Here is a 12403-nt window from a genome sequence, read left to right as displayed (position 1 = left end):
AAGGATTGACCTGGATGAATATTCAAGCGCGCTATCGCTTTCACCTGGCGAAGACCCAGCAAAACCACCTTACCTTTGCATCAACGGACGAGGACGTGGCCGCCCACGTCTTTATTCTCGAGGAGGGCATCTTTCGCGTTCTCTTTGAGAAACGCGAGGGGCTCGACGTCGGCCAAACCTGGAGCATCGCGCCGGGCCAGGACGACTTGCCCGCCGAGGGCCGTGACCGCTTCAGCACCGAGCACTTCAACCTGCCGGCATTCGAGCTTGACGAGGATGAGCAGAGCGTCACGATTCAGACGCGTCAATTGAAAGCCGTCATTCAGAAGGAAGGCTTTCGGATCACCTGGTATCAGGCCACTCAAGGACAGTGGCAGCTTTTCGCCCAGGATCGTCAGACCCAGGCCTACAACTTCGCCGGGGAGCTGGGTAGCGAGATCAAGCACTACCTGAAAAGAGACATCAAGGAGCAGTACTTCGGCCTTGGCGAGCGCACCGGCCAGCTCGACCATCACCATGGCCGCTATCGCAACCTCACCATCGATGCGATGGGCTACGACGCCGAGTACTCGGATCCACTCTACAAGCACATTCCGTTCTACATCACGCGCAAGCCAGAACAGAGCTTCTCCTACGGGCTCTTCTACGACAACCTGGCCCCTGGCTACTTCGACCTGGGCCGCGAGCTCGATAACTACCACGGCCTTTACCGCTACTTCGAGGCGCAGTCAGGCGATCTGGACTACTACATGATTGCCGGCCCCCGGGTGCGCGACGTGGTGGCCAGCTACACCTGGATGACCGGCAAGACCGCCCTGCCGCCCAAGTGGAGCATCGGCTATTCGGGCTCGACCATGAGCTACACCGACGCCCCCAACGCCCAGGAGCAGGTGTGGGAGTTCATCGAGCAGTGCGAAAAGCACGACATCCTGTGCGATTCGTTCCAGCTCTCCTCGGGCTATACCTCGATCGACCACAAGCGCTACGTGTTCAACTGGAACACGCAAAAATTCCCGGATGCCAAAAAGCTGTCGGCGGATTTCAAGCAAAAAGGCATTCGCCTGGCGGCCAACATCAAGCCGGCGCTGCTGACCGACCACCCCCAGTACGAGAAGCTCGAGGCTCAGGGCTATTTCCTCAAGGATGCCAACGGCGGCACCGAGCTTGCCCAGTTCTGGGACGGCGGCGGCGCCCACGTCGACTTCACCCATGAAGGTGCCTACGGCTGGTGGAAGAACGAAGTCACCCGGCAACTGCTCGAGTACGGCATCGAGACGACCTGGAACGACAACAACGAGTACGAGATCTGGAACAAGGCCACCCAGGCCGCTGGCTTCGGCACGCCGCTTCCCTTCACCAGCATTCGTGCGCTCTTTCCGCTTTTGATGATGAAGGCCTCCTTCGAGGCGCAGACGGAATACGCCCCCGAGAAACGCCCGTTTCTCATTTCGCGCTCTGGCGCGCCGGGCATGCACCGCTACGTGCAGACCTGGACCGGCGATAACCGCACCGAGTGGAAGACCATCCGCTTCAACAACAGGACTGGCTTGGGCCTGAGTCTGTCCGGCGTGTTCAACGTCGGTCACGACGTGGGCGGTTTCGCCGGCCCCAAACCGGACCAGGAACTGTTCATCCGCTGGGTGCAAAACGGCATTTTCCACCCCCGGTTCACCATCCACTCCTGGAACGAGGATGCCACGGTCAACGAGCCCTGGATGTACGAAGACGTGGTGGCCCCCATTCGTGAGCTGATCAAGCTGCGATCAAAGCTCACGCCCTACTGGTACAGCGCGTTCTACAAGGCCCACGTCCATCACGAGCCGCTGATCAAGCCCACCTTCTTCGATTTCGAGGAAGATGCGCGTACCTGGCAGGAGAACGACGACTTCATGGTGGGCGAATCGCTTTTGGTGGCAAGCGTCGTCGAGCCGGGCGTCTCGACCCGTGACGTCTACGCCCCGTTACACGCCGACGGCTGGTTCGATTTCTACACCGGCCGGTTCGTCGAAGGCGGCACGCACACCACACTCGATGCGCCCTATCACCAGACGCCTTTGCTGGTGAAGGCCGGCGCGATCATTCCGATCAACGAAGCGCCGCGTACTTTTGAGCGCAAGGACGAGGATCAGCGCGGCTTTCTGCTGTTCCCGGCCCGCAGCGACGATAGCGTCTCCAGCTACACGCTCTTCGAGGACGACGGCGAAACGAGCCAGTGGCAAAGCGCCCACGCGCTGGTCGAGCTGCACATGCGCACCAGCGCCGAGGCGATCCACGTCACCACCGAGGTGGTCGACAACGGCTATCGGCTGCCCTTCGAGACGGCCATCTTCACACTGGCCACGGACGACGACCGGACGCTCTACATCAACGGCGAAGCGCAGGCCGCTGGTCAACCGGCTACCGTAGCGCTGTAAATCCGCCGGCGCATCGGCTTCCAAGGCCGATGCGTCGCGCCCTTCCCATGGATGACCACGATGCAACTGCCCGCTCCGCAACGTCTCTATCAGAAAACCGGGCGACAGCTGAAAGAGCGTATTCTGTCCGGCCGTTTCAAGGAGGGTGAACGCCTGCCCGCCGAGCGCGAGCTGGCCGAAGAGCTCGGCGTCAGCCGCACGGTGGTGCGCGAAGCACTAATCATGCTGGAACTGCAGGGGCTCGTCGAAGTACGCAAGGGCTCAGGCATCTATGTGCTCGCCCCGCCCGACGAGCCTCAGGCCACCCGAGATGACGATGCAGAAGACGCCCTGACCGCCGGCCCCTTCGAGATGCTCCAGGCGCGCCAGCTCATCGAGAGCCAGATCGCCGCCTTTGCCGCGACGCTAATCACCAAAAACGATATCCAGCGGCTGGTGGAGATCAGTCAGCAGGCGCGGCTCGAAGACCGCTCCCAGGATTCCGAGTGGGACAAGCGTTTCCACCTGAAAATCGCCGAATCGACCCAGAACGCCGTACTGGTCTACCTGGTCGAGAAACTCTGGCACCAGCGCGACAAAAACCCGCTTTGGCAAAAGCTTCACGATCGAATCGGCAATCGCGAATCTCTCGACAGCTGGTGCGACGATCATGACGTCATTCTCAAGGCGCTCATGCGCCGCGACAGCGATGGCGCGCAAAAGGCCATGTGGCAGCACCTGGAAAACACCCGGGAAATGCTCTTCAAGGCCAGCACGCTGGAAGAGGAGGACGAAACCGACTATTACCTGTTTGCCAACAAGCTGGCCTTGAAAAAGACAGCATTGCTTGACCCGCATAAACCGGGTTAAACGCCGCTGGTCGAGCAACCCATTCGGCAGAAATAGCACGCTATTCGAAAAGAAGATAACGCCACCGGCCATAAAAAAGCAGCGGTACGCCTGACGCGTACCGCTGCCTCCCTCCTGATGCCCCATTTCTCACACCATGGATTCGAGCCGTGACGCTGAGAGCTCTCCTCGTCGCGGCCCTTTCCGTTAGTTACTCCCCATCAGCAGATTCGGCAGCCACAGTGAAATGGCCGGAACGTAGGTAACCAGCAGCAGTACGCCCAGGTTGCAGAGCAGAAACGGGACGATGGCGCGGGCGACCGAGAGCATCGGCAGCTTGCCGATGCCGGCGACCACGAACAGACACACGCCGACCGGTGGCGTAGTCAGGCCGATCATCAGGTTGAGCACCGCAATCACGGCGAAGTGCACCGGGTCGACGCCAACGCCGGTCGCCACGCCGACAAGCGCAGGAAACAGAATGATCAGCGCGGCGATGGTTTCCATGAACGCGCCGACGAACAAAAGAATCAGGTTGAGAATCAAGAGCACGATCAGCGGGTTCTCGCTGATCGACAGGATCAGCGTGGCGATCATTTGCGGAATCTGCTCGCTGGTCAGAATCCAGCCGAACAGATTGGCAAGACCGACCATCAGCAAAAGCGATGACGAGGTCAGCACGGTGTCGACCAGAATGCCCGGAAGCTTGCGCCAGGTCAGTCCCTTGTAGACGTACATGCCCACTGCGAGCGCGTAGACACAGGCGACGATCGACGCCTCGGTCGGCGTGAAGAAGCCGCCGATGATGCCGTAGAGGATGATCACGGTCATCAGCAGCGCCCAAAATGCGGTTTTGGCTTCGCGCAGCAGCTGCAAAAACGGCACGCGCTGCTCTTTCGGATAGCCGCGGCGAACGGCGAGGATGTACACCGTGATCATCATCGCCACGCCCATCAAGAGCCCGGGCACGGCGCCGGCCAGGAACATGCGGCCTACAGAAATACCGCTCAAGGAGCCCGCGATGATCATCGGCACACTGGGCGGAATGATCGGGCCGACGGTGGACGAGGCGGCGGTGACGGCGGCAGCGAAGGGCTTGTCGTAGCCCGAGCGCGCCATGCCGGGAATCATCACCGAACCGATGCTCGCCGAATCCGCCACCGCGGTGCCCGAGATACCGCCAAAGATCATCGACCCGCCCACGTTGGCCAGGCCGAGCCCGCCGCGAATGTGACCCAGCAGCGCGTTGGAAAAACGCACGATATGCTCGGTGATATTGCCCACGTTCATCAGGTTACCGGCCAGTACGAAGCCGGGGATGCACAACAGCACGAAGGTATCGATACCCGCGTACATGCGCTGAGGCACGATGGTCAGCGAAATGCCCTCCATCAGTAGATAGGACATCGACGAGATGCCGAGGGCGAAGGCGATGGGCATACCCACCACCAGAAGCACCAGAAACACACTGAATAAAATGATGACTTCCATGCTCAGGACTCCTGTTCACGCACGGCGGGGCGACACATCGCCAATACCCCCTCGAGGGCACCGAGGGCGCTATAAACCAGTAGCAGCGCGTAGGTGACGACCGTCGAGAAGAAGATATACAGCATGGGCAGCTTGAGCGTCGGCGAGGTCTGCCAGGTACCGTTCTGAGCGTACTGCCAGGCGTAGGGCAGTATCATGAACGCGAACGCGCCGATGCCCAGACAGATCAGCGCCTGAAACAGCGCGCGCAGGCGCGGGCTCAGCATGTGGTGGAAAAGCTCGACGCTGATGTTGCGGTTCTGGCGCAGCACGACGCCGGCGGACAGCGACACCATGTAGATGAAGAGATAGCGCGAAAGCTCTTCGGTCCAGGAGATGGAGATCGGCAGAAACAGCCGCGAACAGATTTGCAGCAGGACCGTTCCCGCAATGGCGACCAGCGCCAGCACGGCGAGTGTCAAAAAGCAGGTATCCACCCAGCCGATCAGGCGACCCACCGGCCCCTGAAGTTTGGGCACCGTCGACATCGAATCCAGACTCTGTAGCGCTTCGTGCTCGAGCGCGTGTTGATCCGAGCTCATAAACGTATCCTCGAGGGGCTAGCCGCTCTAGAAGTTGAAACTCTTGCAATTCGGTTTTTGCAATGCATGTGTTTGCAAGTAACTATCTTGCGGTTCAGACGATTGCAGCTCTCAACATGGCCTATACAAAAGTGGGCTGGCCTTGCGACCAGCCCACCTTGATTGCCTAACGGCGTTACAGGTCCTGAATGGCTTCGAAGAGCTCGCGCTGCTCCGGCGTCAGCGCCTCGATCACCGCCGGGCGTGCCTGCTCGGCGAAGGCGTCGACGTCGGCTTCGATGAACTCCATGCCGCGCTCGGCGAGTGCCTGCTCCAGACGCGCCTGGTCCTCGACGAACAGGTCGGCCTCGAAACTCTGCATGGTCTGGGCCGCTTCACGCACGACGGTCTGCAGCTCGTCGGGCATGCTTTCGAGCTGATTGCGGCCGATCACCACGTAGATCCAGCTACGTACGTGGCCGGTCATGTTCACGTAGTCCTGAACCTCGTTGAAGCTCGCGCTTTCGATCAAGCTCAGCGGGTTCTCCTGGCCTTCCAGCGTGTTCTGCTGAAGCGCAGTGAACACTTCGCTGAACGCCATCGGGGTCGGGCGAGCACCGAGCGCCTGCCAGACATCGACGAACAGCGGCACGTTGGGCACGCGCAGGCGCAGACCGTCCAGATCGTCCGGCGTGCGAATCGGGCGGTTGGAGGTCAGCTCACGCGGGCCGCGCTCGAACCAGGCCAGCGGCACCAGGTTGGTGCGCTCGATGATCTGCTCTTCGATTTCGCTGCCGATTTCACCATCGACCGCTGCGTGCAGATGCTCGGAGTCACGGAAGGCGTAGGGTACCGCCATCATGGCCGCCTTCGGCGCCCAGTTCTGCAGGCTCTCACCGGTGATGGTCATGTCCGCAGTGCCGAGCTGGATGCTGTTGATCACATCCATTTCGTTACCCAGCTGCTCGCTCGGGTAGAGACGAACCTCGATGCGCCCGTCGGAGTTGGCTTCGACCTCCTCCTTGAACTTCTCGGCAGCCTGGTGCCAGATGTTCTGTTCGTTGGCCAGGTGGCCAAAGCGCAGCGTGTAGTCGGCCGCCAGCGCCGACTGCGCGCTGAAAACCATGGTGGTGAGAACCGCGCTGGTGAGTAATTTCTTGATCATTTTCGTCACTCCTGCACTGTTGCGTTATTGGTTGTTGATCGCGCGTGGGGTTGGTGAGTTAGCGTGTTGGGTGGACATATCCTTTAAGCACCGATCTGGATCAGCACCTTGCGGGCTTCTTCCGGGCGATGGTCGAGCATCTCGATGGCATCGGGCATCTCGGCGAGCGGCAGCCGGTGGCTGACCAGCGCCAGCGGGTCCAGCTTACCGCTTGCCATGAGTTCGAGCACCTCCGGAAACTTGCGGTTGTTGAGCCGCGAGCCGACCAGCGTCAGCTCCTTTTTGATCACTTCGAGCTGCACCAGATCGCTTGGCTGGACGCTAAAGCCCAAAAGTCCGATGCGACCCGCCGGCGAGGCGAGGCGCAGCATCTGCGGTAACAGCGCCGGCACGCATGCAGCGTCGGCGATCAGCGGCACGCCCTCGCCTTGGGTCAGCGCCGTGATTTCCTGCTCGACATCCTGGGTGCGGCTGTTGAAGACGTGGGTGGCACCCAGGCTCTTGGCCGCCTCCAGGCGCTCGTCGATCACGTCGGTAACGATGATCTCCTCGAGCCCCAGAGCTTTGGCCATCTGCAGAATGGTCATGCCGATCACACCGGCGCCCAGAATCAGCAGGCGATCGCCCGGGTGCGGCTGCATACGATCCAACACGTTGGCGGCGATGGTATAGGGCTCGACCAGCGCGGCGGCGTCCAGGCCGATATGCTCGGGAAGTTTATGCACGTTGGCGGCCGGGACGGCGACGAACTCTTCGAAGCCGCCGTGGCGATGCACGCCGATCACTTCCAGCGCGCTGCACACGTTGGGGCGGCCAATGCGACACGGATAGCACTGCCCGCAGCTGATGACCGGATCGACGCAGACGCGCTCGCCGGCACTCACGCCGTCGACACCTTCGCCCACCGCTTCGATCACGCCGGCAAACTCGTGGCCGGTGATACGCGGAAAGCGCACGAAGGCATTGTCGCCGTGGATGATGTGCATGTCGGAGCCGCAGATCCCGGCGAACGCCACGCGCACCAGCACTTCACCCGCCCCGGGGGTCGGCGCATCGACATCGGCGACGCGGTAGTCGTGGGGCGCGCTTACCTGAAATGCTTTCATGGATACAAAACTCCTTACCAGTGCCAGAGAGTGCCGTCTTCCAACCGGTTGACCGGCAGGCTCGCACGCTTGTAGGGGTACTGCTTGGCCAGCTCTTCGTCGATATCGACGCCGTGCCCCGGGTTCTCGCCGACGAGGAAATGGCCATCCTCGAAGCGGTAGTCGTGGGGGAATACTTCGTTGGTGGCGCTGGTGTGCGGCATGTACTCCTGAATGCCGAAATTGGGCACCCAGGTATCGAAATGGATCGCCGCGCCCATGCACACCGGTGAAAGATCCGTCGGTCCGTGGAAACCGGTGCGTACGTGGTAGAGCCCGGCCAGATCCGCTAGGCGGCGCACGTGGGTGATGCCGCCGGCGTGGGTGAGCGTGGCGCGAATGTAGTCGATCCACTGATTCTCGATCAACGCCTTGGCGTCGAACAGGCTGTTGAACACCTCGCCCACCGCCAGCGGCGTGGTGGTGTGCTGGCGAATCAGCCCAAAGCCTTCCTGGTTTTCCGCCGGCACGCAGTCCTCGAGCCAGAAAAGGTTATAGGGCTCCACCGCCTTGCCAAGGCGTGCGGCTTCGATGGGCGTCAGGCGGTGATGGACGTCGTGCAGCACGTGCAGGTCGTCGCCAAAGCGCTCGCGCACGGCGGCAAAAAGCTTCGGCACGTGGTTCAGATATTTGGACGTGCTCCAGACGTGCTCGGCGGGCAGGTCCGCATCCGCCGGCTCGTAGGGCTCGCCCTCTTTTTTGGCGACGCCGTAGATACTGGCGATACCCGGCACGCCGGCCTGAACGCGCACTGCCTTGTAGCCCTGCTCGACGTGGCGGGCAACCTCTTCAAGGCACGACTCGATGTCGCGGCCGGTGGCGTGGCCGTAGACCATCACGCGCTCGCGGCTCTTGCCGCCGAGCAGTTGGTAAAGCGGCATGCCGGCGAGCTTCGCCTTGATGTCCCAAAGCGCCATGTCCACCGCGGCGATCGCGCTCATGGTGACCGGCCCACGCCGCCAGTAGGCACCGCGATACAGATAGTGCCAGATGTCCTCGATACGCTGCGGGTCGCGGCCAATCAGCGCCGGAATGACGTGCTCGTCCAGATACGCGACCACGGCCATTTCGCGCCCGTTGAGGGTGGCGTCGCCGATGCCGTAGGTGCCCTCGTCGGTGACGATCTTCAGGGTAACGAAGTTACGCCCCGGGGAGGTAACGATGGTATAGGCGTGTTCGATCTTCATGGAGCTGCCTCTTCAATGAGGGATTGCGTTTCCTGAGCATCAAACATCTCAGGAAAGCGATGAACCAGGTCGGGTAGAGAAACGAGTATTTCGCGCAGGTGGCGGCGCATGGCCTGCTCGGCAAGCGTCACATCGCGCTCTTCGATGGCGGAGACGATGTCGACGTGCTGCTCGACCAGCCGCGCGATGGGCGTGGTATCCGGCACGCTCAGATAGCGAACTCGGTCGAGCTGCACGCGCACCTCCTCGATCACCTTCCAGGCCGCGTTCTGACCAACGGCCAGCGACAGCGTTTTGTGAAAGCGCTCGTCGAGCTGGTAAAAACGCGTGGCATCGTGGGGCTGAATGCAGCGGCGCTGACGTGCGATCAGCTCGTTGAGCTCGTCGATCACGGAAACCGCAAGCCCCTTGGCGCTTGCCTGGCGCACTACAGCGACCTCGACGGCTTCGCGAACGAAGCGCGCCTCGAGCACCGCGCGCTGGGAAATCTTGACGACGAACGTGCCCCGCTGCGGGCGCACTTCGACGAGCCCCGACTCTGACAGGCGAATGAACGCCTCGCGCACCGGCTGGCGGCTCACCGAGAAGGCATCCGCCACTTCCTTTTCGGACAGCGCTTTACCCGGTGCCAGCACCATCTGGATGATGGATTGGCGAAGCACCTGATAAAGGCGTTGGCGCACGGACTCGGTTTCCGAAGTCTCCTGCCATAGTGCCTGTAGTGTAAGATTGACGTCGCCCATGGATACCGCCTGAGAGAGGGTCTCGACCCAAAACCAATGGCGCTAGTATGGTAGTATGGCGAGACAAACAAAAGCCCCCGGACCCTATACTTTGGTTTAAGGTAAGAGCACATGAAACGCCCGCGTTATACCGGTAAGAACTATAAAAAAGCTTTGAATATCGAGGACTTGGAGCGCATCGCCAAGCGGCGACTGCCCAATTTCGTGTTCGAGTACGTTTACGGGGGAAGCGACGACGAGCATACGCTCAGGCACAACCGCTCGGTGTTCGACCAGTACCTGTTCGAACCCAAAACGATGACCAACGTCGGCCCGCGAAAACTCGACACCCCCCTGTTCGGACGCACCCACCCTATGCCACTGGCCATTGGCCCGACCGGGTTCAACGGCATGCTTACCCGCGACGGCGACCTGAAGCTCGCCCGGGCGGCGCGGGACGCCGGCATTCCCTTCGTACTCAGCAGCGTCTCCACCACGCGCCTTGAAGAGATCGCCGCCGTCGAAGGCCTCACGGTCTGGATGCAGATCTACTTCTATCGCGATCGCGAATTCGTCAAATCGATGATCCGGCGCTGTGCGGATGCCGGCTTCGACGCCATCGTAGTGACCACCGACAGCGCCATCTACGGCAACCGCGAGTGGGACGTGCGCAACTTTCGCCGCCCGATGAAGCCCACGCTTGCCAACCTGCTGCACCTGTTGACCAAACCCGGCTGGATGCGCGACGTGCTGTGGCCTGACGGGCTGCCCACGTTCAAGAACCTGGACGACCTGCTGCCGCCGGACAAGCGTAACGCCCAGGGCGCCTCGCAGATCATCGGCCCGCAGCTCGATCCGACGCTCAACTGGGACGACATCGCCTGGCTTCGAGAGCTCTGGCCCGGCAAGCTCATGCTCAAGGGGATTTTATCACCCAATGAAGCTGAAATGGCCGTGGATCACGGCGTCGACGGCCTCGTGCTGTCCAATCACGGCGGACGCCAGCTCAACCATTCGCTGTCGCCGATGGATACACTGGCCGAGGTGAAAGCGCGCGTGGGCGAGCGCTGTCAGCTGTTCGTCGACAGCGGCTTCAGGCGCGGCACCGATATCATCAAGGCCCGTGCGCTCGGCGCCGACGCCGTGTGGCTTGGCCGAGCTACGCTTTACGGGCTGGCCGCCGGCGGCCAGCCCGGCGTCGCCCATGCGCTTTCGCTGCTCAAAAAGGAGATGGAATCGACGCTTGGGCTTCTCGGGCATACGCACCTTGACGCACTCGACGCGACCTGCCTGCGACAGCGTCGCTTTTAATACCACTCACACTATCAGGGGCGCTAGCGCCCCTTCTTTAAGCCAAACGATTTCCCAATAAGCGGCCCAAGCGCTGCCCTTTTGTACGTTTTAACCTGTGCTGCCCTTCGAGCGCGGCCTCTCTTCCAGGCGCTTTCTCTACTGCTTCGAGTGACTAAAAACCCTGTCATGGCATGGGTTTGAGCCATTTCCAATCGCCCAAGGCCTCATTAATTCGACTTACGCCATTACCGTTTGACACAAAGTCTTTCAACAAGACTACTGACGCATCAAGCTTTCAAAAATTAATCTTCCGCCTCGAAACGCCGATTAAACAGGTATTCAGGGGCGTTCGTCAGTCATTTGCTATTCACCCATCGACCTTAAACGATCTAATTAAAAAGAATTAGACAGGGGCATCCCCTTCGGTCGTGGACGAACACCTTGCCTGTTTCCACTGACTCAAGGTGTCGATACGTGAAGATCAAGAAGCTCGGCCTGCCCCATTGGCTTTTATCCAGCGCCTGCGCGCTCACCCTCCTCACTACCGGCAGCGCCGCGAACGCAGAGGACTTTCTGCAGAACAGCCGCGCCGAGAATCGCTGCGAGCTGACCGGCCAGCAGCAGGAAATGCTGCGGCTGGTCAACGAAGCGCGTAGCCAGGCACGTCAGTGCGGTACCGAGTACTTCCCCCCGGCCGCCTCGTTGAGCTGGAGCTGCCAGCTCGAAGTCGCTGCCGAAGGCCACGCCAAAACCATGGCCGAGTATGAATACTTCAGCCATACCGGCCTGGACGGCTCGAAGATTCAAAACCGCGCCGAAGCGACCGGCTACCGTTGGCGTGCGCTGGGCGAGAACATCGCCGCCGGTCAGCGTACCTCCTCGAGCGTAGTGCTTGCCTGGCTCGAAAGCCCCAGCCACTGTCGCAACATCATGCTCGATGCGTTTACTGAAATGGGCATGGCCAAGGTCGACAACACCCAGTCGCGCTATCTCACCTACTGGGCTCAGGCCTTTGGCAGCGCGCGCTGAGGCCGCACGCGTGAAGGATCACTCGGTCGGCGTGAGCGCGCCGTAGTGTAGGGCGCTAATGGCGTTTTTCGGCGAACCGTCGACGAGTTTGGTGCTGTAGGTGAGATAAACGAAGGTTTGCGCCTCGGCGTCATGCATGCGCACCACGCGCATGTTCTTGAACAGTGCCGAGCGGCGCTGGGAAAAGACGACTTCCTGCTCATCGACCTCGGCCGGGTCGAAGACGATCTCGCCGATCTGACGACACGCCACGCTCGCCTCACTCGCCTCTTCGGCCAGGCCCACCGCGCCGGAGAGCCCGCCAATTTTTGAGTAGGAGAGATAGCAGGCAACGCCCTGCACGTCCGGGTCATCGAAGCGCTCCACCTCGATGGTGTTATTCGGCCCGAGCATTCGAAACTCGGTGCGTACGCTACCGATATGGGCATCCTGGGCCCAAAGCGCCAGCGGCGACAGCGAGACAGCGATGGCAAGCGCGTGCAATAGGGGGCGGGGTGTAATCATGAGAGACAAGCCTTTAATGAGTGGCGCAGGGTGGCAAGAAGTCTTTGAAGACAATCGATGGTCCA

Annotated in this window: 11 protein-coding genes; 4 read left to right on the top strand and 7 right to left on the bottom strand. The window is 61.1% G+C overall.

From position 1 onward, the window contains the following. The first annotated feature begins 14 nt into the window (after nucleotides 1-14). Nucleotides 15-2414 (top strand): glycoside hydrolase family 31 protein, encoded by a 2400-nt coding sequence (locus RN346_RS06555; RefSeq protein ID WP_311962513.1) that lies wholly within the window; start codon nucleotides 15-17, stop codon nucleotides 2412-2414. Between the two features lie 60 nt (nucleotides 2415-2474). Further along, on the top strand, nucleotides 2475-3263 hold the full coding sequence (locus RN346_RS06550; RefSeq protein WP_263584427.1) for a GntR family transcriptional regulator: 789 nt from the start codon (nucleotides 2475-2477) through the stop codon (nucleotides 3261-3263). 186 nt (nucleotides 3264-3449) lie between these two features. On the opposite strand, the gene RN346_RS06545 is transcribed toward RN346_RS06550, so the two are convergent. The 6 genes from RN346_RS06545 to RN346_RS06520 all read right to left on the bottom strand — a co-directional run bounded on the left by RN346_RS06545 (nucleotide 3450) and on the right by RN346_RS06520 (nucleotide 9533). Then, nucleotides 3450-4733, bottom strand: coding sequence for a TRAP transporter large permease (locus RN346_RS06545; RefSeq protein WP_311960606.1), 1284 nt, complete (start codon nucleotides 4731-4733; stop codon nucleotides 3450-3452). Between the two features lie 2 nt (nucleotides 4734-4735). Further along, on the bottom strand, nucleotides 4736-5314 hold the full coding sequence (locus RN346_RS06540; protein WP_263584429.1) for a TRAP transporter small permease: 579 nt from the start codon (nucleotides 5312-5314) through the stop codon (nucleotides 4736-4738). Between the two features lie 175 nt (nucleotides 5315-5489). Beyond that, complete coding sequence (locus RN346_RS06535; RefSeq protein WP_263584430.1) at nucleotides 5490-6458, bottom strand: TRAP transporter substrate-binding protein; 969 nt, start codon at nucleotides 6456-6458, stop codon at nucleotides 5490-5492. Between the two features lie 83 nt (nucleotides 6459-6541). Further along, nucleotides 6542-7564 (bottom strand): Zn-dependent oxidoreductase, encoded by a 1023-nt coding sequence (locus RN346_RS06530; RefSeq protein WP_263584431.1) that lies wholly within the window; start codon nucleotides 7562-7564, stop codon nucleotides 6542-6544. Between the two features lie 14 nt (nucleotides 7565-7578). Further along, nucleotides 7579-8790 (bottom strand): D-mannonate dehydratase ManD, encoded by a 1212-nt coding sequence (gene manD, locus RN346_RS06525; protein ID WP_263584432.1) that lies wholly within the window; start codon nucleotides 8788-8790, stop codon nucleotides 7579-7581. Continuing rightward, nucleotides 8787-9533 carry a GntR family transcriptional regulator gene (locus RN346_RS06520; protein ID WP_311962512.1) on the bottom strand — a complete coding sequence of 249 codons (747 nt, stop codon included), beginning with the start codon at nucleotides 9531-9533 and terminating at the stop codon, nucleotides 8787-8789. Before RN346_RS06520 ends, manD begins: the two co-directional genes overlap by 4 nt. A 111-nt stretch (nucleotides 9534-9644) precedes the next feature. On the opposite strand from RN346_RS06520, the gene RN346_RS06515 reads away from it, so the two are divergent. Together RN346_RS06515 and RN346_RS06510 are read left to right on the top strand one after the other, a co-directional pair. Continuing rightward, the gene (locus RN346_RS06515; RefSeq protein ID WP_311962511.1) at nucleotides 9645-10823 is read left to right on the top strand and encodes an alpha-hydroxy acid oxidase; all 1179 of its coding nucleotides are present in this window, start codon (nucleotides 9645-9647) and stop codon (nucleotides 10821-10823) included. A 456-nt stretch (nucleotides 10824-11279) separates the two neighbouring features. Continuing rightward, complete coding sequence (locus tag RN346_RS06510; protein ID WP_311962510.1) at nucleotides 11280-11834, top strand: CAP domain-containing protein; 555 nt, start codon at nucleotides 11280-11282, stop codon at nucleotides 11832-11834. An 18-nt stretch (nucleotides 11835-11852) separates the two neighbouring features. Here RN346_RS06510 and RN346_RS06505 read toward each other — a convergent pair whose 3' ends face one another. After that, nucleotides 11853-12338, bottom strand: a complete 486-nt coding sequence (locus RN346_RS06505; protein WP_409335788.1) for a CreA family protein — start codon at nucleotides 12336-12338, stop codon at nucleotides 11853-11855. Nucleotides 12339-12403: the final 65 nt, after the last annotated feature.

Origin of the sequence: Halomonas sp. PAMB 3232 (genome assembly GCF_031954225.1) — a bacterium.
Taxonomy (GTDB): Bacteria; Pseudomonadota; Gammaproteobacteria; order Pseudomonadales; family Halomonadaceae; genus Vreelandella.
This window is presented reverse-complemented; position numbering and strand designations above follow the sequence as displayed.